Source organism: Gordonia tangerina, from assembly GCF_021556435.1.
GTDB classification, from domain to species: Bacteria; Actinomycetota; Actinomycetes; order Mycobacteriales; family Mycobacteriaceae; genus Gordonia; species Gordonia tangerina.
In genome coordinates, this window is sequence record NZ_JAKGCU010000014.1 from 89,948 (window position 1) to 113,421 (window position 23,474).

Sequence of the window (23,474 nt, forward strand, 5' to 3'; positions counted from 1 at the left end):
GAGAGTCAGCCCAACCGCTGGGCGACGTATCGAGGAGCGACGAACCTTCCTCCGGGTTGTGGGCGATCAGGAAGTCGTCAGGCATGCGCTATACCCAATGCGTTGAGGACGGTCGCGAGTTTGGCGGTGGTCTCGTCGAGTTCGTCCTGTGGGTCGGACTGGGCCACGATCCCGCCGCCGGCCCAGGTGCGCAGACTGTGGCGATCTGCGGCAAGCTGCAGGCATCGGATGGTGACCATCCACTCGCCGTCGCCGGCGTCGTCGCACCAGCCGACCGCGCCCCCGTAGAGCCCGCGTGGGTCTTCGACATCGCGGATCAACTGGGCGGCAACATCACTCGGTGTGCCACAGACCGCGGGGGTGGGACTGAGCAGCGCCGCGAGATCCAGCGCGGTGACCGACGGATCACGCAGCGTCGCACGGATGGGTGTCGCCAGGTGCCAGATCTCGCCCGTGGAGCGGACCTCCGGCGTCGACGGTGCATCCAGATCGGAACTCACTGGGGCAAGCCGGTCGCGGAGGTAATCGACGACGAATCGGTGCTCGGCGAGGTCTTTCGACGACGACGCGAGCGCCTCGGCGGCCGCACGGTCCGCGGTAAGGTCGGCGGATCGGCGTGCCGAGCCTGCGTACGGTCGGCAGGTGACGACCTGACCCGTCTTGCGCAACAACACTTCCGGGCTCGAGCCGAGTAGCCACGAATCGTCGCCGATGACGGCCCCTACGTCCACGGCGAAGGCGTTGTGGTCGACATTGCCGCCCGCCAGTGCGGCAAGCAGATCGGTGACCTCAACCGGCTGCCCGATCACGATGTCGACGGCGCGGGCGAGGACCACCTTGTCGACCACGCCGTCGGCGATCTGTTTGATGGCTGCGACCACCCGGTCGCGGTGGGTTCGTGGATCGGGGTGGGCCGTCATCGACACAGCCTCGCGCGGTGTCGGCGGCACCGGCGTCAGCGGTGCGGCGTCCACATCGAGGACTTTTGGTTCGACGAGCGCCGCATTGTCGGCCGGGTCGAAAGGGATTGCCCCGGTGATGGCCCGAACGTCACCCGTGGAGAGGGCTGCGCGGGCGGCGGCGGTGTCGGTGAACGCACGCCGACGACCACGGGCGCGGACGGTGCCGTGGGGTCGGGACAGCACGAACACCTCGCGGTCGTCGCCGTCGGAAGTGGACATGACCTCACGGTACCGGCGCGGCTCGCCGGGTTTCGCTCACGATGATCGGAAATTGACTCATCCGGGGCCGATGGGCGACTGTTGATGCGGGTCATGAGTGCCAGTGACAAGCCCCGGCTCGCTGGCCGGCAACCCTCCTCCGCGGTGGGGTGCTCCGGGTGACGACCCGGCTGTGGTCGAGGTGGCCACGGCAAGTGCGGATTCCCTAGGAGCGTTCATGTCCACTGTGCTGTCAGACCCATTCATCACGTCACTCGCGGCTGCGCCGCTGCCCGCGTGCCCGCAGCCGACCCCGATCCCGCCGCTGGCCGAGGTCGTCGGCGCCACCGCGCACGTTCCTCTGTGCTCAGGCGGGTCGGTGCGCTATGTGAACCTCGACTACGCGGCCAGTGCGCCGGCGCTGGCCGCGGTGGCCGGCGCCGTGCAGGCCGCGCTCGGCCAGTACGCGAGCGTCCATCGGGGTGCCGGACATCATTCGCAGGTCACCACCGTCAGGTACGAGTCGGCCCGCGAGTCGGTACGAGCCTTCGTGCGCGGACGGATCGACGACGCCGTGGTGTTCACTCGCGGCACCACCGACGCGATCAATCTGGCCGCCCGGGCCACCCGCGGCGATGTCGTCGTCCTGGATATCGAGCACCACGCGAATCTGTTGCCGTGGACGGCCCGCGAGCGCACCGGGGGCTCGCGGGTGGTGCGGGCGCGGTCGACTATCGAGGGCACCCTGGCTGCACTGGAGGCGGAGTTGGCGGCGGCGCCGGCTGCGTTGCTGGCGGTGACCGCGGCGTCCAATGTGACCGGTGAAGTGCTGCCGATCGGCCGGCTCGCCGCGCTGGCCCACCGACACGGCGCCCGCATCCTGGTCGATGCAGCCCAGCTCGTCGCGCACCGGCCGGTGTCGATGGTCAGCCACGGTATCGACTACCTCGTGTTCTCCGGACACAAGCTTTACGCGCCGTTCGGCGCCGGGGTGCTGATCGGCCGGGCGGACTGGCTCGACGCGGCCGACCCGTACCTCGCCGGCGGCGGTGCGTCGGCGGCAGTCACCCTCGACGACGCAGCGTCGGCGAGTGTCGAATGGCGCAGCGGCGCAGCTCGACACGAAGCGGGATCACCGAACGTGCTGGGCGCCATCGCGATCGCGGCGGCCTGCGAGGCGTTGGCCGGCATCGGCTTCGAGACCATTGGTACGCATGAGGCGGAGCTGTTGGGTCGCCTCGACGCCGGACTGGCCGGGATCGCCGGCGTCGAGCTGCTGCGGATCTTCGACGACTCGACCGACCGGGTCGGTATAGCCGGGTTCGTCGTGGACGGTCACGCGCCCCGTGAAGTCGCCGAACATCTCAGTGACACAGCGGGAATCGGCGTGCGCGACGGAAAGTTCTGCGCACATCCGCTGCTGCAACGGCTCGGCTTTCCCGATGGTGCGGTGCGCGCGAGCTTCGGCCTGGGGACCGGCGCAGACGACATCAACCGTTTGGTGGAGGCGCTGCACCGATTGCAGGCCTGACACATCCGCGCACCGAGCGCGCATCCGCGCACGTCTCGACATGCGCGGATGCGCGATAGATGCGCGCGAAGCTCAGGCCTCGCCACGCTCCCACTGCTCGATGAGCTCGGCCTCCGCATCGTCGGTCAACGTGCCGTACAGCTTGAACCGCGCCATCCCGCCGTCGGGGTAGATGTCCATGCGCGCCTCGGTCATCGGACGATCGAGGTCGATGACGAAGCGATGGCGGGTGTCGGGCTGCAGCTCGGTGCGGGGCAGGACCTCGAACCACTCGCCGTTCTCGCCGTCGCGACCCCGAACCGTCGCCGCACCGGGAGCGTTGCCGAGGAAGTAGCTGGTGTCGAGTTCGACGAGGCTGACCTGGCCGCGCCCGGCCAGCCGGACCTGGACCCAGTCGTTGCCGTCGTCTCGGCGCCGCGAGGTCTCCCAGCCCTCGCCCATGTTGCGGGCGCGTCCGGGCATCAGCAGATTGTTGGGGGAGCTGTAGAACATGTTGGAGCAGGCGGTGATCAGGCCGCCGTTTTCCAGTGCGGCGAGGTCGAAGTGGCCGTAGCGGAAGAAGTGCGGGTTGGGCACTCCGCGACCGTGCACGCGGAAGCGGGCCACGCCGCCGTCGGGGTGCATCGTCAGACGCACGTGCGTGAAGCGATTCTTGGCGTCCACCTTGAACGGGTTTCGGGTGTCACCCTCGGCGGGGGACTTGTCGACGATCGTGACCCACTCGACGTCGTTGAGCAGTTGATCGACTGAGACGACGCCCTCCACCGCGGCCGCCTCCACCGAGATGTGCGGAGGATAGTTGCCCTTGAACCAGGACGTGTCGACCACCACGCCGTAGATGACGCCGGGCGCGCCGAGTCGGACGATCGCCTGGTCGACCCCGCTCTGCCGCCGTCGCCGGGTCTCCCAGCCGTCGTAGACCTGGCCTTTGTGACCGAACGTGGCCGGCTGGTACTGCGCCGCCGGCGTCTTGATGAGGTTCTGCGCCTCGGCGAACAGGTCGTCGTTGGTCCAGACCACCGCGCCCCCGAGATCGCGAAGGGCGAGATCGGGCATGGAGGTGAAATGCGGACGGTTGCCCGATGTGGGAGGCGGCTGAGGAGTCACGTTTTCTGATCGTAGGTAACGGTTTGCCTTCCCACGAATCCGCGCGCATACTTGCGTCCGGCAACTAATTGCAGTGTGCAACTAATTGCAAAGGGAAAGTAAAGAACTCGAGGAGGCGTGATGCTCGACCAGAGAGCTCTCGACGAGCTGTTCGACACGCTCGCCCGATACATCCGCATCCGCGACCGTGCGGCACACACCACGTTCAAGACACCGGACGGCGAGTTCGAGTCGGCCGCCTTCAAGTCGCTCTTCCACCTGGCCCGCCAGCCCATGCGGTCACGGGAACTCGCCGAGAGCCTCAACGCCGACCCGTCGACGGTGAGTCGCTATGTGGCCCAACTCGTCGATCTCGGCCTGGTACGCCGCGAAGCCGACCCGGATGACGGCCGTGCCACCCAGCTCGTGATCACCGACGACGGCCGCGCCCGCGTCGAGGCGATGCGGACGGTGCGTCGTACAGCCATGGACAACGCCATGTCGGACTGGAGTGACGACGAACTGCGCACCCTGGTCGGTTTGCTCGGCAGGTTCGTCGACGCCGCCGAGTCCGTGATCGCACCCCCGTGCGCCAAGACGGGATCCGGCTCGCTCGAAGCGCTTGTGAAAGGACAGAAATGACAGAATCCACGGCTACGGCCCGCGACGACGACGTCGCCGGCGCCGGGTTGAGTCACCGTCAGATCCTGACGGTGCTGGCCGGCCTGATGAGCGCGATGTTCCTGGCCGCGCTGGACCAGACGATCGTGTCGACATCGATCCGGACCATCGCCGACGACCTCAACGGTTACGACATGCAGGCCTGGGCGACGACCGCCTACCTGGTGACGGCGACCATCGTCACACCGCTGTACGGCAAGTTGTCGGACATGTACGGCCGCAAGCCGTTCTTCATGGTGGCCATCTCGATCTTCGTGATCGGATCGTTCCTGTGCAGCATCGCGACGTCGATGTACGAACTCGCGGCCTTCCGTGCCTTCCAAGGCCTCGGCGCCGGTGGCCTGATGACGCTGGCATTGACCACCATCGGTGACATCGTGCCGCCGCGTGAGCGTGCCAAGTACCAGGGCTACTTCCTGGCGGTGTTCGGTACCTCCAGCGTCCTGGGTCCGGTGCTCGGTGGTCTCTTCGCCGGACAGTCGTCGATCCTGTTCGTCACCGGCTGGCGCTGGGTCTTCCTGGTGAACGTGCCGATCGGGATTGCCGCGCTGGTGCTGATCTACAAGGTCCTCAACTACGACCAGCAGAAGGGACAGGGTGGCCGCACAGATTATTGGGGCGCCACCGCCCTGGCCATCGCCGTCGCGCCGCTGCTCATCGTCGCCGAGCAGGGCCGCGAATGGGGCTGGACCTCCGGAGCTGCCTGGCTGTGTTACGTGGTGGGCGTCGTCGGCATCGCCGCCTTCATCTGGATCGAGAACCGGATGGGCGACGAGGCGCTGATCCCGCTACGGGTGTTCCGGAACCCGATCTTCTCGCAGGGTATCGGGATCTCGGTGATCGTCGGTGCCGCGATGTTCGGCGGCATCTCGATGTTGCCGCAGTACTACCAGGTGCTGCGTGGATCGAGTCCGATGGTCGCCGGCCTGCAGATGTTGCCGATGGTGCTGGGCCTGATGACCGGTTCGATCCTGTCCGGTCAGCTGATCTCGCGCACTGGGCGGTACAAGATCTTCCCGATCATCGGTTCGGTGCTCATCACCGTCGGTGCATTCCTGATGCACCTCGTCGGCGTGGACACCCCGTTGTATCTGGTGATGCTCATCGCCGCGCTGATCGGCTTCGGCCTGGGCAACCTGATGCAGCCGATCATGCTGGCGATGCAGAACATCCTGCCGCCCAAGGACATGGGCCTGTCGACGGGCACCGCGACCTTTTTCCGCCAGATCGGCGGCACCATGGGTGTGGCGGTGTTCTTCTCGGTGCTGTTCTCCCTGATGGGGCCGAATATCGCCGACGAGATGAGCTCGGCCGCCACACAGCCGGAGTATCAGGCGGCGGTGGCGCAGGCCGCGCAGAGTGACAACCCGCAGACCCGTGAGTTCGCGCAAGGTCTCATTGCCGCGGCACAGAACCCCGGCCAGGCGTCGGCGTCGTCGGACGTCATGTCGGACACGTCGGTGATCCAGGAACTACCGCCGGAACTCGCCCGCCCGATCAAGGAGGGCTTCGCGAACTCGATGGACAGCGTGTTCCTGGCCGTGTCGATCATGGCGGCATTCGCGATCATCGGGACGGTGACCTGGAAGGAACTGCCATTGCGGACGGGTCGGCCGATAGGACAGAAAGCCACGTAAGTCACGCTCGCACCGTGCCCAGCACGCTTTTCGTGTCGAGTGGGCGCTGTGTTGGTGTCGAGTGGGCGTCGAACTTCCGGCAGAACGTGCGGTTCTGTGGGAAGCGACGCCCACTCGACGGAAAACAGTGCCCACTCGACCGCCGTGCTGGTGTCGTGGCCAGCCGCAGGTGCGGTTGCTTAGCCGCGGGAGGGTTCGTTGGCGTGGTCGGGATGCGCGGCGAGGCGGTCGATGGCCTGCTGGGCGACCTTCTCGGCCTCGGCCTTGCCTACCCAACCACCCGGCTGAACTTCCTTGCCCGGCTCGAGGTCCTTGTAGTGCTCGAAGAAGTGGGAGATCGGGCCGAGCTCGTACTCGCTGACGTCGGAGATGTCCTGGATGTGGTCCCAGCGCACGTCGTCGGCGGGCACGCACAGCAGCTTGTCGTCGCCGCCGGCCTCGTCGGTCATGGTGTACATGCCGACCACACGGGACTTGACGATGACACCGGGGTAGACGGACTCGGGTAGCAGCACCAGCGCGTCCAACGGGTCGCCGTCCTCACCGAGGGTGCCGTCGATGTAGCCGTAGTCGGCCGGGTAGCCGAATGACGTGTACAGGTAGCGGTCGAGGTAGACCTTGCCGGTCTCGTGATCGACCTCGTACTTGTTGCGGCTACCCTTCGGGATCTCGATGGTCACATCGAATTCCACAGTTCCTCCTGGCACAGTTGTCGCTGGTGGTGACGGCAGCCGACGAGCAGTCGCCTGCGCAGATCGCCTCAACGATACTGTGAGGCGGACATGGGGGCCCGACCCCCACGGCGATCACCGGAGGTGGCGGAGCGTGCGGCTCGGATCGACGAGGCCCGACAGCAGGTCGGGTCGTTCGCTGCGGTCGCGTCGAGGAGTGCTGTGGGCGCTGATCTCGGTGGTCATCCTGGCCCTCATCGGTGGTGGCGCCGTCGCCGTCGCCCTGCAGATCGACTCGTCCGAGGAACTGCCACCCGGCATCCCGCCGCAGCCGGCCGCCATCGCGGTGAACCCGCAGATCAACCCGGTCCCGCCGAACGCGCCCGAACCCACTCCCGCCGGGGTGCGGCAGGCCATCGAAGAGGCGGTCACCGACCCGGCTCTGGGTGAGTTCACCGGGGAGATCAGCGATGCGCTCACCGGGCAGCAGCTCTGGTCGGACTCGCCAACCGAGCCGCGGGTTCCGGCGTCGAACGCCAAGATCCTCACCGCCGCCGCGGCACTGTTGGATCTGCCACACGATCAGCGGATCACCACCACGGTCGTCGCCGGCCCCGGCGGACAGGTGATCCTGAAGGGCGCAGGCGATCCCACCCTGTCGGCGCAGCCGACCGGCGCGGACACCTTCTACACGCGCGCCCCCCGCATCGCCGACCTCGCCGCGCAGATCCGCAAGGCCGGTATCGACGTCACCTCGGTGGCCGTCGACACCAGTGCCTACACCGGGCCGTCGATGGAGAGCACCTGGGACGACGGTGACATCGCCGGCGGCGACATCGCGCCCATCGAATCGCTGATGGCCGACGGCGCCCGCATAGAACCGCTCGACGAGTACTCGCCGCGCGTCGCCGACCCCGCCATCATCGCCGGGGAGTCGCTGGCCGCGGCGCTCGGCGTCGACGCCCCCGTCACCGAGCAGACCGTGCCCACCGGCGGACAGGTGATCGCGCAGGTGCAGTCGGCGCCGCTGGTGACGCGCGTCAACGACATGATGCGCTTCAGCGACAACGTGCTCGCCGAGACGCTGTCGGTCGAACTGTCGACCGCGCAGGGCGGCCCGGCGAGCCTCGCCGGCGGAGTGGCCGCCATCGAGAGCTCGCTGAGCCGGCATGGCTTCGACATGTCGGCGGTGACCCTGCGCGACGCGTCGGGGCTGTCGTACGCCAATCGGGTGCCGGCCGGAGTGTTGGACACCCTGATGGGCGCGGCGGCCGGGCCGTCGCAGCCGCTGATGCGGTCGTTGCTCGACGGACTGCCGGTGGCCGGCGGCACCGGCACCCTGACCGACCGCTTCGACCCGGACACCAATCCCGGCGCCGGATGGGTACGCGCGAAGACGGGAACCCTCACCGGGGTGAGTTCGTTGACGGGGATAGTCCAGACGATCGACGGCCGGGTGCTGGCGTTCGCGCTCATGTCAGGAGGCACGTCCCCGGCCGATGCACGGCCCGCGCTCGACGACGTGGCCGGCGCGCTGAGGGAATGTGGGTGCCGATGAACAGCAACGACACGACTCTCGACCAGGTCGACGCCGAGTCGATCGGTGCCCGGATCGATTGGGGCCTGGCCGCTGCCACCGGACGACGACTGGCCCGACCGGGACCCAAGACCACCGCCTACACGCTCGACGCCGCCCATGCCGAACTGGCCGATGCGGCCACCCGCGCCGAGGCGCCGGTCCGTGAAGTGACCGGTCTGGCCGACGGCCTGCGGGTGCCCACCACCCGTATCCTCGACCGCAAGCAATGGGTCGACGCCGCCTCCCGTTCGATGCAGTCGATGCTCGGCGTCAGCGGTGAGGCCGACACCTCTGGACTCGCCGGACTCTCCGCGAAGGCCGGGGGAGTGCAGGCGGGCGGGCTGCTCGCCTTCCTGTCCGGCGCCATCCTCGGGCAGTACGACCCGTTCACCCCCGACCCCGACACCGGTGACCCCGGCGTGCTCATGGTGGTGGCACCCAACATCATCGCCGTCGAACGGTCCCTGAAGGTTGTGCCCAGCGACTTCCGGTTGTGGGTGTGCCTGCACGAGGTGACCCATCGGGTGCAGTTCTCCGCCAACCCGTGGTTGCGCCAGTACATGATCGACAATCTGGAGATCCTCACCTCGGATGCGGGGGAATCGACCGGCGAGATCATCGGCAGAATCACCGAGACATTGCGTGGCGACAAACCCCGCGAAAAGGGCGTGCTCGGCGCGATGCAGTTGCTGCAGACGCCCGAACAGTACGAGGCGTTCAACCGCATGATGATGCTCGGCACCCTGCTCGAGGGCCACGCCGATCACGTGATGGATGCCGTCGGCCCCGTGCACGTGCCGACCGTCGCGAATATCCGCGCGGCCTTCGACAAACGACGCACCGCGCCCCGCAACCCGATCCAGCGCATCATCCGGGCTCTCATCGGCATGGACGCCAAACTGGCGCAGTACATCCGGGGCAAGGCGTTCGTCGACGAAGTGGTCGGCGCAGTCGGGATGGAACAGTTCAACACCATCTGGACCTCGCCGGAGACGATGCCGCGACCGAACGAGATCGACGAACCGCGCCTGTGGATGCAACGGGTGCTGTAACCCGCGCAGTCGCCGAATTCGCAGCTGCGTACCCGGGCGTCGGCGACGAGGTGTGCGTCGGGCTGTCCGGCGGACCGGACTCGTTGGCGTTGATGGCGTGCGCGGTGCGTGCTGGTCTGCGGGTGCGCGCGCTGGTCGTCGACCATGGTCTGCAGGCGGGATCGGACGCCGTTGCGTCCGAGGCAGTCGATGCCGCACGGCGGCTGGGGGCCGAGGCGACCGTGCTTGCGGCCCGCGTGGGCTCCGCGGGCGGGATGGAAGCGGCCGCGCGCACCGCTCGCTACGCCGCACTCGACGGCGCCCGCGCCGGCCGGCCCGTCCTGCTGGCGCATACTGCCGACGACCAGGCCGAGACGGTGCTGCTCGGCCTCGCGCGGGGATCGGGGACGCGATCGATCGCCGGCATGCGGCCATGGAATCCGCCGTGGGGCCGGCCGTTGCTGGGTGTTCGTCGAACCCAGACACTGGCCGCCTGCGCCGAGCTCGGACTGCGCCCGCATCACGACCCGCACAACCGCGATCCCCGCTTCACCCGGGTTCGTGTGCGGTCCGAGGTGCTGCCACTGCTCGACGACGTGCTGCACGGCGGGGTCGTCGACGCGCTGGGCCGGACGGCGGCGTCGCTGCGGGACGACAACGACGCTCTCGACGCACTCGCCGACGACCTGTATGACCGGGCGGTCATCGGTGCAGACTGTGACATCCCAGGAGCCGACATCCCAGGAGTCGACATCTCAGAACTCGGTGCTGCAGTACTCGACGCTGCGGTCCTCGCCGACGCTCCGGCGGCGTTGCGTACCCGGGCGGTGCGTCGCTGGCTGCTCGACGTCGGCGCCACCGAGCCCACTTATCGGGTTATCGTCGCCGTCGACTCGCTGGTGTGCGATCCCACCTCCCGAGCGCAGGTCGCGATCGGCGGCGACCCCACCGCGCGCCTCGTCGCCACCCGCACCGGAACGCGGCTACACCTCACCCGCCACCCCCGCTGACGTGCGCCGCGCCGCCGCGGGCGGTGGGCCAATAAGTTCTGGCTGCAGTTGTGGGTTCTGGCCGCAGGTGCGGCTCCAAGCCGGAAGCGGGAACTGCGGCCAGAAGTTCGCGACCACGGCAGGCCAACATCGCAGACTCAAGTGACGGTCCGCCTCGTCGATCACTGAGGCGGACCGTCGGGGTGAAGCGTCAGCGTGTCACTTCTTGGGTGGGACGAACGGGGAGTTGATGGTGTTGAAGTAGTTGATTGCGGAGTAGATCAGCGAGCCGCCGCCGCCGAGGCTGAGGCCGACGATTCCACCGAGACTCGCGCCCAGCGGGATCGCGGGGAGGCACCCGACGATTGCCGCGATCAGTCCCGTGAGGCAACCGATGACGCCACCTACGATCGCACCCAGCACAGTCCCGACCAGTGACGAGATCGACAGACCAGCACTCAACTCCTGATTGAACCGGGCCAGCGCCTCGTCATCCCGCTCCTGCTTCGTCTGCGGGCCGGCCGCCTTCTGCTGCTTGGCAGCCTCCACCCGCAGCCGCTCCACCTCGGCCGGATTGACCGGAACGGCCCGCGCAACGTCACGGGAAGGTATCAGCGTGGCGCTATTTCCCGAGGTCCGGGCATCGATGGGGAATTGCAGATATTCCTTGCGATAGTTCAGGGGCATCTGAAATGCGGTCGCACCGGCGTTATTGCGAATGGCGAGCACACCGTTATTGGTGCTGATCGAGCCGTTGTGCACGGTGATGGAGAACGACGTCGCTGTCGTATGAATGTCGTACGTCGTCGGCGCGGGCTGGGTCGGAGCGGCCTGCGCGACCCCGGCGAACGCCGTAATCGCCACGGTGACAAAGGAAAAGGCGGTCAGTAGGCGGAGGTGGCGACGAAGCCCGCGGCTGCGGGTGCGGGTGCCTGGGTGTGCATGCATATTGTGGTGTCTTTCAGGTCATCGACTCCGCGACGAGAGTCGGGGCTGGGCAGGCTGCATGAAGGAATCTCGTTCGCAGAACAAATGACCAGGCCCCCTGAAATCACAGCGTCTGCGGACGAATTTCACTTTCACAAATATCTGTTCACGGCTGGAGAAAAGTGTGTCGCGTGTGAATCATGTTGTCATTCGTGATCTTAGTGTGATGCGCGACATCCCGTTCCCACAAAAAATGTCGTACGAACGACCTACATCGTTACCAGGCCCACTGGGACGGTTGACCAACGCCACGCCGGCGACAGCGAATCCACCCGAGATTCGCGCGCGGATTCGGGTGGTCGTGGGCGTGCTCCGGCCGGGACATGACAAGCTGGAAGCGTGCAGTCCCCACACGGATCCGACACCACACCCGCCGACGCCGCACCTGTCGACAACTCACACGCCTACGGCGACGACATCGAGGCGATCCTCATCACCGAGGAGCAGATCAAGCTCCGCACCCAGGAGCTCGCCGAGTCGGTCGCGGCGCGCTACGCCGACATCGAGCAGGACCTCGTGTTGATCGGGGTGCTCAAGGGTGCGGTCATGTTCATGACCGACTTCGCGCGGGCGCTGAGCATCCCGTCGCAGATGGAGTTCATGGCCGTCTCGAGTTACGGGTCGTCGACTTCGTCGTCGGGAGTCGTGCGCATCCTCAAGGACCTCGACCGCGACATCACCGGCCGTGACGTGCTCATCGTGGAGGACATCATCGATTCCGGGCTCACGTTGTCGTGGCTGATGAAGAATCTCGCGACCCGCTCGCCGCGCTCGTTGGAGGTGTGCACGCTGCTGCGCAAACCCGAAGCGGTGCGTTCGCCTGTCGACGTCGCCGACGTCGGCTTCGACATCCCCAACGAGTTCGTGGTCGGTTACGGCCTCGATTTCGCCGAACGCTACCGCGATCTCCCCTTCATCGGTCGGCTACGCCCGACGGTGTACCAGAACTGACCGTGTACCTGCGGTGAGCAGCCGCGGACGGTGGGCGGAACGGTTTTCCCCGGAAGTTCGTTGACCGGTAGCCTCTACAAATACGGACAGCTGCGCTCGCGACGCGCGGCAAGCCGCGACGTCGACCGGGAAGGACAGTGGGAACGGCGCGGGCAGGACAGCCAGACCGGCCCGAACCACCACCAACACGCATGAACCGAAAGTCAGTCTTCCGCAACCTCGCCATCGTGGCGTTGATCGTGCTCGCCCTCTGGGGTTGGAGCGTGATGCGTGACTCCGGCCGCGAGTACTCGTCCGTGGACACCTCGGTCGCGTTGACGCAGCTCAACGTGAAGAACACCGACCGCATCGACATCGATGACCGCGAGCAGACGCTGCGAATCGAGTTGAAGAACCCGATCCAGGTCGACGGCCAGGACGTCACCAAGATCAGCGCCAAGTATCCCGCCGCGGCCGGCGACGAAGTGTTCAACACCGTCACCCAGACCGGCGCGCCCTATCAGACGAACGTGACCGAGGAATCGGCGCTCTGGCAGATCCTGATCTTCATCCTGCCGATGCTGCTGCTGTTCGGACTCTTCTTCTTCGTGATGAACCGCATGCAGGGCGGTGGTCGCGGCGGCGTGATGGGCTTCGGTAAATCCAAGGCCAAGCAGCTCACCAAGGACATGCCCAAGACCACCTTCGCCGACGTCGCGGGCGCCGACGAGGCGGTCGAAGAGCTCTACGAGATCAAGGACTTCCTGCAGAACCCGACGCGCTATCAGGCGCTCGGGGCCAAGATCCCCAAGGGTGTGCTGCTGTTCGGCCCGCCCGGAACCGGTAAGACACTGCTCGCCCGGGCCGTCGCCGGCGAGGCCGGAGTGCCCTTCTTCACCATCTCCGGTTCGGACTTCGTGGAGATGTTCGTCGGTGTCGGCGCCTCGCGCGTGCGTGACCTGTTCGAGCAGGCCAAGAACAACAGCCCCTGCATCATCTTCGTCGACGAGATCGACGCCGTCGGTCGCCAGCGTGGTGCCGGCCTCGGCGGCGGCCACGATGAGCGCGAGCAGACGCTCAACCAGCTGCTGGTCGAGATGGACGGCTTCGGTGATCGCTCCGGCATCATCCTGATCGCCGCCACCAACCGCCCTGACATCCTCGACCCGGCGCTGCTGCGGCCGGGCCGCTTCGACCGGCAGATCCCGGTCGGCAATCCCGACATCGCCGGTCGCCGCGCGATCCTGAAGGTGCACGCGCAGGGCAAACCGATCGACGACGACGCCGACCTCGACGGACTGGCCAAGCGCACTCCCGGCATGTCCGGCGCCGACCTCGCCAACGTCGTCAACGAAGCGGCGCTGCTGGCCGCTCGCGAGCACAAAGACACCATCACCGCCGAGATGCTGGAAGAGGCCGTGGACCGCGTCATCGGCGGCCCGCGCCGCAAGAGCCGCATCATCAGCGAGCACGAGAAGAAGGTCGTCGCCTATCACGAGGGCGGACACACCCTGGCGGCCTGGGCGATGCCCGACCTCGACCCGATCTACAAGGTCACCATCCTGGCCCGCGGCCGCACCGGCGGCCACGCTCTCGCGGTGCCCGAGCAGGACAAGGACCTGATGACGCGCTCGGAGATGATCGCGCGTCTCGTCATGGCGATGGGCGGTCGGGCCGCCGAGGAACTCGTGTTCCACGAACCCACCACGGGTGCGTCGAGCGATATCGACCAGGCCACCAAGATCGCGCGTGCGATGGTCACCGAGTACGGCATGAGCGCAAAGCTCGGCGCCGTGCACTACGGCCAGGAACAGGGCGATCCGTTCCTGGGCCGGTCGATGGGCAATCAGGCGTCGTACTCGGCCGAGATCGCCAGCGAGATCGACGAAGAAGTGCGCCGCCTGATCGAGGCCGCGCACACCGAGGCGTGGGCCATCCTGTCGGAGTACCGCGACACGCTCGACGTGCTCGCCTCGGAACTGCTGGAGAAGGAAACGCTCACCCGCAAGGACCTCGAGGGGATCTTCGCCGAGGTGCACAAGCGTCCGCGCATCACCACCTTCAACGAGTTCGGTGATCGCACCCCGAGCGACAAGCCGCCGGTGAAGACGCCGGGTGAAATGGCGATCGAACGTGGTGAGCCGTGGCCGCCGCCGGCGCCCGAGCCGGTTCCGGAACCGGTCGGCGCGGGCGGTCCGCCCGGACATCCGGGTGCCGCACCCGGCTACCCGAATCCGACACCGGGCCAGTCGTATCCACCGTCCTACCCGCCGCAGTCCGCGCCCGGCCAGCCCTACGGTGGCTCATCGGGTGGATATCAGGGGTCGGGTGGCTACTCCGGTCAACCCACCCACGGCACCCGGCCCGACTACGGCGCCCCGCGCGACTGGTCGGCACCGGGCTGGCCGCCGCGGGACGCTCCGCAGGGCGGCCCCAATGGGTCCTCGGGCGGCTATGGCGGTCAGGGCTACCCCGGCGACCAGGGCTACCCCGGCAACCAGGGCCACCCCGGCAACCAGGGCTACCCCGGCTACCCCGGCAACCAGGGTGCCGGCCACCACGGTGGTGGCCAGGGGCAGCAGCCCCAGGGGCAGCAGAACGGACACGGGTACCCCAACGGGACCAACGGCCACGGTGCCGGATACGGGTCTCCCGACCGGAATCCAGACGACCGGGGACCCGATGACTCCGGCACGAACGGTGCCGGATACCGGTAACGACCCGCGACACCAGGCGTCAGACCCCGCCGACGGCACCGACGTTCCCAGAACGGACCAGATGACACGATGACCATCAGTGAGCAGCAGGACATGGATCGCGCGGTCGACGAACTCGCCCCGCGCACGCCGAGCGGGCGACACTTCGATCAGCCTCGCGCCGAGGCCGCGATCCGAGAACTGCTGATCGCGGTGGGCGAGGACCCTGACCGCGAGGGGCTGCAACGCACCCCCACCCGCGTCGCCAACGCCTACCGGGAGATGTTCGCGGGTCTCTACACCGACCCCAGCGAAGTGCTGGCCACCATCTTCGACGAGAACCACGACGAACTGGTGTTGGTCAAGGACATCCCGATGTACTCGACCTGCGAACACCACCTCGTCTCGTTCCACGGCGTCGCGCACGTCGGATACATCCCCGGCGAAGGTGGCCAGGTGACCGGGCTGAGCAAACTGGCGCGGGTCGTCGACCTGTACGCCAAGCGTCCGCAAGTCCAGGAACGTCTCACCAGCCAGATCGCCGACGCCATCGTCAAGCGGCTCGAGCCGCGCGGGGTGATCGTGGTGATCGAGGCCGAGCACCTGTGCATGGCGATGCGCGGTATCCGCAAACCGGGTGCCACCACCACCACATCGGCGGTGCGCGGGTTGTTCAAGACCAGCGCCGTCTCGCGTGGCGAGGCACTCGACCTGATCTCGCGGACCTGAGCGGCCCACGCGACCCGATGCGTCTGGATGCCGACCGCACCCTCGTGATGGGGGTCATCAACGTCACCGCGGACTCGTTCTCCGATGGCGGCCGCTACCTCGACCTCGACGCGGCGATCGCCCACGGGCATGAACTGATCGCCCAGGGCGCCGACCTCATCGACGTCGGCGGCGAATCCACCCGACCGGGCGCCAGCCGCGTGGACCCGGAGGTGGAGGCGGCGCGGGTCGCGCCGGTCATCAAGGGCCTCGCCGACGCCGGTGTGCCGCTGTCGGTGGACACCATGCGGGCCGCGGTGGCCGAGGCCGCCATCGACGCCGGTGTCACCGTCATCAACGACGTTTCCGGCGGACGCGCCGACGCCGACATGGCGCGGGTGGTGGCCGACTCGGGCCTGCCCTGGATCCTGATGCATTGGCGTCCGGTCGACCGGGTCGCCGCTCATGCCGGTGCACCGTTCACCCACGGCGTCGACGACGCCGGCGGGTACCGCGACGTGGTCGCCGAGGTCAGCGGGGAACTGCTGGCCCAGGTCGACGCGGCCGTCGATGCCGGTGTCGACGCCGATCGGATCATCCTCGATCCGGGCCTCGGCTTCGCCAAGACCGCCGATCACAACTGGGCGCTGCTACACGCCCTGCCCACCCTGGTCGGTCTCGGTTTCCCGGTGCTGGTGGGGGCGTCGCGCAAACGCTTCCTGGGCACCCTGCTGGCCGACGACGGCGAGAGCCGGCCACCGGCGGGACGTGAGATCGCGACCGCGGCCATCTCCACCCTCGCCGCTGCCGACGGTGCCTGGGCGGTCCGTGTGCACGATGTGGCCAAGAGTCGCGATGCCATCGCCGTCGCGAGCGCCTGGCGCCGTGGCGGACGCCGCCGACCCACCGACGCCGGGTCGGCCGACCCGATACGTCCGACCAGAGCGAGGAACAGCCGATGACCGACCGCATCGAGCTGCGTGGCCTCGTCGTCCGGGGTAACCACGGTGTCTTCGAACACGAACGCCGCGACGGGCAGGACTTCATCCTCGACATCATCCTGTGGCTCGACCTGACCGCGGCGGCTGCCTCCGACGACCTCGACGACACCGTCGACTACGGTGCACTCGCCCAACGCGCTCACGACATCGTGGCCGGCGAACCGCGCAACCTGATCGAGGCCGTCGGCGGTGAGGTGGCCGACGCGCTGATGGACGACGAGCGGATCGCTGCTTGCGAGGTGACGGTGCACAAGCCGTCGGCGCCCATCCCGCTGCAGTTCGCCGACGTCGCGGTGGTGACGCGACGCTCCCGGAAATCGATGAGTTCCCGAAAGTCGATGAGTTGATGACGTATTCACGTGTCGTCCTCTCGGCCGGGTCCAATATCGGTGACCGCACGGCCCACCTGGCCGGTGTGGTCGAATGTCTCGCCGACGACCTCGTGGCCGTCTCGCCGATCTACTCCACGGCGCCATGGGGTGGCGTTGCACAGGACGATTTTCTCAACGTGACGATCATCGCGGAGGGCGAGCGTTCCCCCGAGCAGTGGCTCGAGATCTGTCACGAACTCGAGCAGGCCGCCGACCGTACCCGCGAGGTGCGTTGGGGGCCCAGAACTCTGGACGTCGACGTGATCTCCGTCAGCCGGGACGGCCACGTCGTAACCAGCGCCGATCCCGCGCTGACGCTGCCCCATCCCCGTGCGGCCCAACGCGCCTTCGTGCTGGTGCCGTGGCTGGCCGTCGAGCCCGACGCCACACTGTGGACCGCGCAGGGCGAGCGGCCGGTGGCCGACCTCGTCGCCGAACTCGACCCCGACGAACGCGCCGGAGTCGTGGTGGTCGACGAACTGCCCACACCGAGGCGGCGATGACCGCACCGAAACGTCCACCGGAGGAGAACCAGGAATCCGGGCTCGGCCCCACCCGGGTGCGAGACCTGACCGCCATCGCTGTCGTCGTGGCGATCGTGGCGTGGATACTGGTTCGCTACAACTACGGCAGCCTGCCGCCGATGCCCTTACTGGCCGGCCTGGTGCTGTACATCCTGGCCGCGCTCGAGGCGGTGATCGCGTTCATCGTGCGCGCCCGGGTCGCCTCGCGTGATGTCGGGCGCGCCCGCGGGCAGTTGCATCCGCTGACCGCGGCACGGGTGTTCGCACTGGCGAAATCGTCGGCGATCCTGGGCGCCATCGCGGTCGGGGTGTGGGCCGGGTTGCTCGTGTTCCTGTGGACCCGACACGATCTCGCCGCCGCGCAGCACGACCGGCCCGGCGCGATCGTCGGACTCGTCGGCGGCATTGTGTTGGTGGCGGCCGCCCTCTGGCTCGAATATTGTTGTCGTGCACCCGACGACCCGACCGATGACGCTGTCGAAGGGCATCCGGGGCCTGCTTGACCTCGCCCATAGCACCCGAGGGATTCGTGACTCTCCGCGGTGCTTGGGCAACTTCAGTGCGGTCAGGCGGTAAGTTCACGATCATGACGACCTCGAACGGCCGTTCCACGGAGCCGCGGCGCTCCGGAAGATCGGTGGGACAGTGGCTGCTGGGTCTGCTCATCGTGCTCGCCATTGTGGCCAGCATCCTGATGGTCTTCACCGATCAGTTGTCGATCAGTGGATCGCTGGCGGTGATCGCAGCGCTGTGGGCGGCCGTGATCGGCGCCATCCTGGTGACCAAATTCCGTCGGCAGGCCGAGAGTGCAGAGGCCAAGAGTCGCGATCTGCGGCTGGTGTACGAACTGCAGCTCGAGCGCGAGATCGCGGCCCGGCGCCAGTACGAGCTCGACGTGGAGACCACGATCCGCAAAGAGGTCAGCGCCGAGTCCAACGAGGAGCTCGCCGAACTCAAGGCCCAGGTGCTGGCGCTGCGGTCGAGTCTGGAGACCCTGCTCGGTGAGTCGTTGCCGGATCCGCGGGTCGCACTGCCGAGTGAGAAGTTGCGGGAGCTGGCCTCGGGGATCGGTCAGCCCGGCGGCTACGGCTCCGGATATGGGGGCGGAACCGGTTTCGGCGCGGACTTCGCCACCGACGACAGTGTGCGCGCCGCGCAGGACTTCGCCACCACCGCCCCGGCCGCGGACTCCGGTCGGCGTATCCCGGCCGACGTCGATCCGAACGAGATGACCGAGGTGATCCCGGTGATCACCGATGAGGCGCCCATCTCCGGACGCATCGCGACCGAGGTGCCCACCGACGTCACCGACGATCAGGTGCAGGATGCCGTCCTCGCCGACGAGGAGGCCGGCGCCGAGACGTCCGCGACCGCCGACGCCTACGTCGACGAGTCGCCGACCGACGAGTGGCCGCCCGCCCAGTCTGCGGCTCCGGCATCCGCTGCTCGCGAGTCTGCTACTCCAGAGTCTGTGGACGACCTGCCGGCCGACGCCGGGACCGATATCCCGGAGGCTGCCGACGAGGAGTCGGCCCCCGCCGAACCCGCACCGGGCAACACCCGTCCCGACCCGTCGCCGGAGTCGGCGTCGTTCGCTGCGATAGGACGGCACGAGGGCAGCGGCGACGAGTCGAACCCGGCCCTGCAGGGGCGTCGTCGGCGGCGGGGCGAGGACAGCGAGAGTGCGCACTCCGCCGGCCTGCCGGTCTCCGAGCTGCTCAGCCAGCTGCGTCAGTCGGGTGCGCCCGGCGGTGGTCGGCGGCGTCGGGAGGACTGACCGACCGCGTGCCGTGACGCGTGTCATCACGTGAAGCCTGTCACAGGCGTTGGCCCCGGGCGGTGTCGAGGGCCTAGTCTTGCTCTGCAACGTCTGGTACCCGAGCTCAGCCGGGACTGGAACATTTTCAGCGGAGGACAGTGGTGACCTCACCGAGCGATGATCTCGGCCCGTCCGGGCTGCACGGGGATGCCCCGTACCTGTCCGGCGTTTCCAATCTCCCCACCCCTGCGCGTCTGACCGTCGGATTGATCTCGGCCGGCCGAGTCGGAACCGCACTCGGTGCCGCTCTCGAACAGGCCGGTCACGTGGTGGGCGCGGTGGTGGCCCGTTCCGAGGCCTCCCGACGCCGCGCCGCCGACCGGCTCCCCGAATCCGAGGTCATGGACCTGCAGTCGGTGGTCGCCCGGTCGGAGCTGCTGATCCTGGCCGTCCCCGATGCGGCGCTCGGTGCCGTGGTCGACGAGATCGCCCACAGCGGGGCGCTGCGGCCCAACACGCTGGTTGCGCACACGGCCGGAGCCAGCGGCGTCGCCGTACTCGCGCCGCTCGCCGAACTCGGCGCCCTGCCACTCGCCATCCACCCGGCGATGACCTTTGTCGGCACCGCCGACGACACCACACGGCTGCGGCAGGCCTGTTTCGGTGTGACCGCCGCCGACGAGGTCGGGTATGCGATCGCGCAGGCGCTGGTGCTGGAGATGGGTGGCGAACCGGTGCGCATCGCCGAAGCCGACCGCGTGCTCTATCACGCCGCGTTGGCGCACGGCGCCAACCATCTGATCACCCTCATCACCGACGCGGTGGCCGCGCTCGACGCCGCGATCGACGGGCCCGCCGGCCAGGCCGGGCGGGCCGCGGCCACCGTCGACGGCAGCGGCGCGATGCTCGCCGAACGCATCCTGGGCCCCCTCGTGACGGCATCTCTGCAGAACGTGTTGGAGCTCGGGCCGCGCGCGTTGACCGGGCCGGTCGCCCGCGGCGACGCAAAGGCCGTCGCCGATCATCTCGGCGCGCTGCGGGGGCTGCCCGCCGACGACGCCGGTGCCACCGACATCGCCGAGGCCTACCGCGTGCTCGCCCGTCGGACCGCAGCCCACACCGCTGCGCCCGCCGAACTCATCGACGTGCTGGAGACGACATGACCACCGACCTCGGCGACAAGCCGTACACGCCAGGCGAACTCACCGTGCATCGGGATCCGGCGACGCTGCACCGGATCACGTCCGCGCTGCGTCGCGCGGGCAAGCGGGTGGCGCTGGTGCCCACCATGGGCGCACTGCATGCCGGCCACCTCGAACTGGTCCGGACCGCGAAGGCCAGCGGCAATACCGTCGTCATCGTGTCGATCTTCGTCAACCCGCTGCAGTTCGGGGCCAACGAGGACCTCGATGCCTACCCGCGCACGTTCGACGCCGACTGCGAGTTGCTGCGGCCGCTCGGGGTGGAGGTGGTGTTCGCGCCCACGGCCGCCGACATGTATCCCGACGGGCAGCGCACGATGGTCCATCCGGGCTCGGCCGGCGCCGTGCTCGACGGCGCGTCTCGGCCCACCCATTTCGCCGGCATGCTCACCGTGGTCCTCAAGCTGCTCACCATCGTCGCGCCGCATGCGGCGTACTTCGGGGAAAAGGACTACCAGCAGCTGGTCCTGATCAAGCAGATGGTCGACGACCTGAACCTCGACGTCGACGTCGTGGGCGTGCCGACGGTGCGGGAGAGCGACGGTCTGGCGATGTCGTCGCGCAACCGGTACCTCGACGAGGAGCAACGCGAGCTGGCGACCACGTTGTCGGCGGCGCTGGTCGCCGGTGCCCATGCCGCGGCCGGCGGACGCGACGCGATCCTCGCCGCTGCGCAGTCGGTGCTCGACGCCAACCCAGAGATCGAGGTGGACTACCTCGCGCTCACCGACCGTCAACTCGGCGAACCACCCGAACTCGGCGACGGACGGCTGTTGGTCGCCGCCCGGGTCGGCGCGGCACGCCTCATCGACAACGTGGGCGTCGCGATCGGCACCGGTTTCGCCGGCCGCGACCCCGAACAGATCCACCACTGACACCAGATCACCCACCGAAGGGAATCGCATATGTTCCGCACCATGATGAAGTCGAAGATCCACCGGGCCCGGGTCACCCAGGCCGACCTGCACTATGTGGGATCGGTGACCATCGACCAGGATCTCCTCGACGCCGCCGACCTGCTCGAGGGTGAACAGGTCACCATCGTCGACATCGACAACGGTGCCCGCCTCGAGACCTATGTCATCGCCGGCGAACGCGGCTCCGGTGTCATCGGCATCAACGGCGCCGCAGCGCATCTCGTACACCCCGACGATCTGGTGATCATCATCGCCTATGGCATCTTGAACGAGCAGGAGCTGCGCGAGTACTCGCCCTCGGTCGTGTTTGTCGATGACCGCAACCGTGTCCTCGAGGCCGGCGACGACCCGGCCCGTGTGCCCGCCGGCTCAGGGTTGCGTGACCCGCGCGAGCTCGTCGACACCGCGGTGTAGTCGCGTCCATGCTGCTGACCGTCGACATCGGGAACACCAACATCCATCTCGGGGTCTTCGCCGGCTCGGGCGAACACGCAACAATGGTGCGCGACTGGCGTATCCACACCGAGCCGAACCTGACCTCCGACGAGCTCGCGCTGCTGATCCGCGGCCTGCTGGGCTCCGACATCGAGCAGGTGACCGGTGTCGCGGCGCTGTCCACGGTTCCGTCGCTGCTGCGTGAGCTGAGAGTGATGGTGCCGCGCTACTTCGGCGACGGCCATCACCACATTCTGCTGGAACCCGGTGTGCGGACCGGCGTTCCGCTACTGGTGGACAACCCCAAAGAGGTCGGCACCGACCGTGTCGCCAACTGTGTTGCCGCCCACCACAATTATCCGAAGGCGCCGTGCATCGTGGTGGCCTTCGGCACCGCCACCGTGGTGGATGCGGTGTCGGCGAAGGGGGAGTTCCTCGGCGGTGCCATCGCCCCCGGCGTGAACCTCGCGGTAGAGGCGCTCTCCGAACACACCGTCACGGTGCGAAAGGTGGAGTTGATGCCCCCGCGCAGCGTGCTGGGCAAGAACACCGTCGAGGCGCTGCAGTCGGGCATCCTGTACGGGTTCGCCGGTCAGGTCGACGCGCTGGTGGACCGCGTGCGTGACACCGTCGCCGGCTTCGACGGCGACGACGTGTCCGTGGTGGCCACCGGCTTCCTGGCGCCGTTGATGTTCGACGAATGCGAAACGCTCACCGCCCATCACCCGTACCTGACCCTCGACGGGTTGCGGCTGGTGTACGAGCGGTCAAAGCAGCAGCGTCGGCGCTGAGGTTCCGATTGTCGCCGAACCTGATCTCGATACACTCCTCACTCCGTTCGTCGCTACTCGATCAGCGGAGTGGGTGCCTGTCGGTGCGCGAAGAGCGAGGCGTCAGCCGCCCTACGTGACGACTCTCCGCAGGGGTCGGGGTGCGACCCTCCGCAGGCTCCGGGTCTCAGGGGCCGGGGGTGACGACTTCCACCACGTCTCGGATCTGTGCAGGTCTGGTGCAGAGTGTGATTCTGTGGCACACTTTTCGCCGTGATCAAGAGCTGTCTGGAGTGTTGTCAGGGCTGAGTTCCGCATCTGCGGCCGCCCTTTTTCGACGACCCCCGCTCACTCGATTACTTTCAGGACCTCACATGACCGCCGTCCTCGGTACCCCCATCACCACTGTCACAACGTCCGCCGACGCCACGCCGCTGTCGGCCCAGGCCGCCGACTACGAGAAGCTGGTGCGCTCCGGCCACACACCCGTCGACGTCCGTAGCCAGCGCAAACGCCAGGCCGACGGTGTGCTTTCCGGGGCGCTGGCCGTCGACGCCGCCGAACTCCTCACCCGTCTCACCCCGGGGACGCCGGAGTCCCTGCGTTCGGCCCATACCGACGCCCGCTGGCTGCTGATCAGCGACGACGGTCACGAGGCCGAGTGGCTGGCCTGGCATCTGCAGGCGCGCGGCATCGCCGGGGCGGTGTTCGTGGTCGGCGGGTTCCGCGCCCTGCGCCGGGCGCATGTCGCCGGCACCATCAGCGAACAGGAACTCGCCGCGATCTCCGCCCACTGAACCGGCGCGGCG

Annotated in this window: 23 protein-coding genes and 1 riboswitch; of the genes, 19 read left to right on the forward strand and 4 right to left on the reverse strand. The window is 68.0% G+C overall.

The window, feature by feature from the left end; genetic code table 11:
* Window positions 1-77: 77 nt before the first annotated feature.
* Complete coding sequence (locus L1892_RS15305; protein ID WP_235724469.1) at window positions 78-1,181, reverse strand: isochorismate synthase; 1,104 nt, start codon at window positions 1,179-1,181, stop codon at window positions 78-80.
* An 89-nt stretch (window positions 1,182-1,270) separates the two neighbouring features.
* A riboswitch (SAM riboswitch) is annotated at window positions 1,271-1,384 on the forward strand.
* Window positions 1,385-1,398: 14 nt separating this feature from the next.
* On the opposite strand from L1892_RS15305, the gene L1892_RS15310 reads away from it, so the two are divergent.
* On the forward strand, window positions 1,399-2,691 hold the full coding sequence (locus L1892_RS15310; protein ID WP_235724470.1) for an aminotransferase class V-fold PLP-dependent enzyme: 1,293 nt from the start codon (window positions 1,399-1,401) through the stop codon (window positions 2,689-2,691).
* 72 nt (window positions 2,692-2,763) lie between these two features.
* Here L1892_RS15310 and alc read toward each other — a convergent pair whose 3' ends face one another.
* Window positions 2,764-3,747 carry an allantoicase gene (gene alc / locus L1892_RS15315; protein ID WP_235724506.1) on the reverse strand — a complete coding sequence of 328 codons (984 nt, stop codon included), beginning with the start codon at window positions 3,745-3,747 and terminating at the stop codon, window positions 2,764-2,766.
* 171 nt (window positions 3,748-3,918) lie between these two features.
* Between alc and L1892_RS15320 the strand changes: the two genes are divergently transcribed.
* Window positions 3,919-4,419 carry a MarR family winged helix-turn-helix transcriptional regulator gene (locus L1892_RS15320; RefSeq protein WP_235724471.1) on the forward strand — a complete coding sequence of 167 codons (501 nt, stop codon included), beginning with the start codon at window positions 3,919-3,921 and terminating at the stop codon, window positions 4,417-4,419.
* Window positions 4,416-6,095, forward strand: coding sequence for an MDR family MFS transporter (locus L1892_RS15325; protein WP_235724472.1), 1,680 nt, complete (start codon window positions 4,416-4,418; stop codon window positions 6,093-6,095). Before L1892_RS15320 ends, L1892_RS15325 begins: the two co-directional genes overlap by 4 nt.
* Window positions 6,096-6,274: 179 nt before the next feature.
* Here the strand turns inward: L1892_RS15325 and L1892_RS15330 are convergent, their stop codons facing one another.
* Window positions 6,275-6,787 (reverse strand): inorganic diphosphatase, encoded by a 513-nt coding sequence (locus L1892_RS15330; RefSeq protein ID WP_235724473.1) that lies wholly within the window; start codon window positions 6,785-6,787, stop codon window positions 6,275-6,277.
* Between the two features lie 133 nt (window positions 6,788-6,920).
* On the opposite strand from L1892_RS15330, the gene dacB reads away from it, so the two are divergent.
* Genes dacB through tilS form a run of 3 tightly spaced genes read left to right on the forward strand, consistent with a single transcriptional unit; the run spans window position 6,921 to window position 10,386 of the window.
* Window positions 6,921-8,324, forward strand: a complete 1,404-nt coding sequence (dacB, locus tag L1892_RS15335; RefSeq protein ID WP_372475103.1) for a D-alanyl-D-alanine carboxypeptidase/D-alanyl-D-alanine endopeptidase — start codon at window positions 6,921-6,923, stop codon at window positions 8,322-8,324.
* Window positions 8,321-9,397, forward strand: a complete 1,077-nt coding sequence (locus L1892_RS15340) for an Rv3626c family coenzyme F420 biosynthesis-associated protein (RefSeq protein WP_235724474.1) — start codon at window positions 8,321-8,323, stop codon at window positions 9,395-9,397. The genes dacB and L1892_RS15340 overlap by 4 nt, the downstream gene beginning before the upstream one ends.
* Window positions 9,376-10,386: a tRNA lysidine(34) synthetase TilS gene (tilS, locus tag L1892_RS15345; RefSeq protein ID WP_235724475.1), complete on the forward strand. Its 1,011-nt coding sequence runs from the start codon at window positions 9,376-9,378 to the stop codon at window positions 10,384-10,386. The genes L1892_RS15340 and tilS overlap by 22 nt, the downstream gene beginning before the upstream one ends.
* A 198-nt stretch (window positions 10,387-10,584) precedes the next feature.
* Here the strand turns inward: tilS and L1892_RS15350 are convergent, their stop codons facing one another.
* The gene (locus L1892_RS15350) at window positions 10,585-11,313 is read right to left on the reverse strand and encodes a DUF8020 domain-containing protein (RefSeq protein ID WP_235724476.1); all 729 of its coding nucleotides are present in this window, start codon (window positions 11,311-11,313) and stop codon (window positions 10,585-10,587) included.
* A 378-nt stretch (window positions 11,314-11,691) separates the two neighbouring features.
* Between L1892_RS15350 and hpt the strand changes: the two genes are divergently transcribed.
* The 13 genes from hpt to L1892_RS15415 all read left to right on the forward strand — a co-directional run bounded on the left by hpt (window position 11,692) and on the right by L1892_RS15415 (window position 23,462).
* Window positions 11,692-12,303, forward strand: coding sequence for a hypoxanthine phosphoribosyltransferase (hpt, locus tag L1892_RS15355; protein ID WP_372475104.1), 612 nt, complete (start codon window positions 11,692-11,694; stop codon window positions 12,301-12,303).
* A gap of 191 nt (window positions 12,304-12,494) precedes the next feature.
* A complete protein-coding gene (ftsH, locus tag L1892_RS15360; RefSeq protein WP_235724477.1) occupies window positions 12,495-14,999 on the forward strand; it encodes an ATP-dependent zinc metalloprotease FtsH in 2,505 nt (834 codons plus the stop codon).
* 69 nt (window positions 15,000-15,068) lie between these two features.
* Window positions 15,069-15,707, forward strand: coding sequence for a GTP cyclohydrolase I FolE (gene folE / locus L1892_RS15365; RefSeq protein WP_372475106.1), 639 nt, complete (start codon window positions 15,069-15,071; stop codon window positions 15,705-15,707).
* Window positions 15,708-15,724: 17 nt separating this feature from the next.
* Window positions 15,725-16,648, forward strand: a complete 924-nt coding sequence (folP, locus tag L1892_RS15370) for a dihydropteroate synthase (protein ID WP_235724478.1) — start codon at window positions 15,725-15,727, stop codon at window positions 16,646-16,648.
* Window positions 16,645-17,034 (forward strand): dihydroneopterin aldolase, encoded by a 390-nt coding sequence (gene folB, locus L1892_RS15375; RefSeq protein WP_235724479.1) that lies wholly within the window; start codon window positions 16,645-16,647, stop codon window positions 17,032-17,034. Before folP ends, folB begins: the two co-directional genes overlap by 4 nt.
* Window positions 17,034-17,561 carry a 2-amino-4-hydroxy-6-hydroxymethyldihydropteridine diphosphokinase gene (gene folK, locus L1892_RS15380; RefSeq protein WP_235724480.1) on the forward strand — a complete coding sequence of 176 codons (528 nt, stop codon included), beginning with the start codon at window positions 17,034-17,036 and terminating at the stop codon, window positions 17,559-17,561. Before folB ends, folK begins: the two co-directional genes overlap by 1 nt.
* Window positions 17,558-18,085 carry a DUF3180 domain-containing protein gene (locus tag L1892_RS15385; RefSeq protein ID WP_235724481.1) on the forward strand — a complete coding sequence of 176 codons (528 nt, stop codon included), beginning with the start codon at window positions 17,558-17,560 and terminating at the stop codon, window positions 18,083-18,085. The genes folK and L1892_RS15385 overlap by 4 nt, the downstream gene beginning before the upstream one ends.
* Before the next feature lie 83 nt (window positions 18,086-18,168).
* Window positions 18,169-19,359, forward strand: coding sequence for a DUF6779 domain-containing protein (locus tag L1892_RS15390; protein WP_235724482.1), 1,191 nt, complete (start codon window positions 18,169-18,171; stop codon window positions 19,357-19,359).
* 143 nt (window positions 19,360-19,502) lie between these two features.
* The gene (locus L1892_RS15395; RefSeq protein ID WP_235724483.1) at window positions 19,503-20,504 is read left to right on the forward strand and encodes a Rossmann-like and DUF2520 domain-containing protein; all 1,002 of its coding nucleotides are present in this window, start codon (window positions 19,503-19,505) and stop codon (window positions 20,502-20,504) included.
* A complete protein-coding gene (gene panC / locus L1892_RS15400; RefSeq protein ID WP_235724484.1) occupies window positions 20,501-21,418 on the forward strand; it encodes a pantoate--beta-alanine ligase in 918 nt (305 codons plus the stop codon). Before L1892_RS15395 ends, panC begins: the two co-directional genes overlap by 4 nt.
* A 30-nt stretch (window positions 21,419-21,448) precedes the next feature.
* The gene (gene panD / locus L1892_RS15405; RefSeq protein WP_235724485.1) at window positions 21,449-21,874 is read left to right on the forward strand and encodes an aspartate 1-decarboxylase; all 426 of its coding nucleotides are present in this window, start codon (window positions 21,449-21,451) and stop codon (window positions 21,872-21,874) included.
* A gap of 8 nt (window positions 21,875-21,882) precedes the next feature.
* Window positions 21,883-22,686 (forward strand): type III pantothenate kinase, encoded by an 804-nt coding sequence (locus L1892_RS15410; RefSeq protein WP_235724486.1) that lies wholly within the window; start codon window positions 21,883-21,885, stop codon window positions 22,684-22,686.
* Between the two features lie 353 nt (window positions 22,687-23,039).
* The gene (locus L1892_RS15415) at window positions 23,040-23,462 is read left to right on the forward strand and encodes a rhodanese-like domain-containing protein (RefSeq protein ID WP_235724487.1); all 423 of its coding nucleotides are present in this window, start codon (window positions 23,040-23,042) and stop codon (window positions 23,460-23,462) included.
* Window positions 23,463-23,474 lie beyond the last annotated feature (12 nt).

Bases quoted from the DNA above. Each gene is read 5' to 3' on its own strand.
- L1892_RS15305 (WP_235724469.1), bottom strand. From the start codon at position 1,181: ATGTCCACTTCCGACGGCGACGACCGCGAGGTGTTCGTGCTGTCCCGA.
- L1892_RS15310 (WP_235724470.1), top strand. From the start codon at position 1,399: ATGTCCACTGTGCTGTCAGACCCATTCATCACGTCACTCGCGGCTGCG.
- alc (WP_235724506.1), bottom strand. From the start codon at position 3,747: ATGCCCGATCTCGCCCTTCGCGATCTCGGGGGCGCGGTGGTCTGGACC.
- L1892_RS15320 (WP_235724471.1), top strand. From the start codon at position 3,919: ATGCTCGACCAGAGAGCTCTCGACGAGCTGTTCGACACGCTCGCCCGA.
- L1892_RS15325 (WP_235724472.1), top strand. From the start codon at position 4,416: ATGACAGAATCCACGGCTACGGCCCGCGACGACGACGTCGCCGGCGCC.
- L1892_RS15340 (WP_235724474.1), top strand. From the start codon at position 8,321: ATGAACAGCAACGACACGACTCTCGACCAGGTCGACGCCGAGTCGATC.
- L1892_RS15350 (WP_235724476.1), bottom strand. From the start codon at position 11,313: ATGCATGCACACCCAGGCACCCGCACCCGCAGCCGCGGGCTTCGTCGC.
- ftsH (WP_235724477.1), top strand. From the start codon at position 12,495: ATGAACCGAAAGTCAGTCTTCCGCAACCTCGCCATCGTGGCGTTGATC.
- folE (WP_372475106.1), top strand. From the start codon at position 15,069: ATGACCATCAGTGAGCAGCAGGACATGGATCGCGCGGTCGACGAACTC.
- folP (WP_235724478.1), top strand. From the start codon at position 15,725: ATGCGTCTGGATGCCGACCGCACCCTCGTGATGGGGGTCATCAACGTC.
- folB (WP_235724479.1), top strand. From the start codon at position 16,645: ATGACCGACCGCATCGAGCTGCGTGGCCTCGTCGTCCGGGGTAACCAC.
- folK (WP_235724480.1), top strand. From the start codon at position 17,034: ATGACGTATTCACGTGTCGTCCTCTCGGCCGGGTCCAATATCGGTGAC.
- L1892_RS15385 (WP_235724481.1), top strand. From the start codon at position 17,558: ATGACCGCACCGAAACGTCCACCGGAGGAGAACCAGGAATCCGGGCTC.
- L1892_RS15390 (WP_235724482.1), top strand. From the start codon at position 18,169: ATGACGACCTCGAACGGCCGTTCCACGGAGCCGCGGCGCTCCGGAAGA.
- panC (WP_235724484.1), top strand. From the start codon at position 20,501: ATGACCACCGACCTCGGCGACAAGCCGTACACGCCAGGCGAACTCACC.
- panD (WP_235724485.1), top strand. From the start codon at position 21,449: ATGTTCCGCACCATGATGAAGTCGAAGATCCACCGGGCCCGGGTCACC.
- L1892_RS15410 (WP_235724486.1), top strand. From the start codon at position 21,883: ATGCTGCTGACCGTCGACATCGGGAACACCAACATCCATCTCGGGGTC.
- L1892_RS15415 (WP_235724487.1), top strand. From the start codon at position 23,040: ATGACCGCCGTCCTCGGTACCCCCATCACCACTGTCACAACGTCCGCC.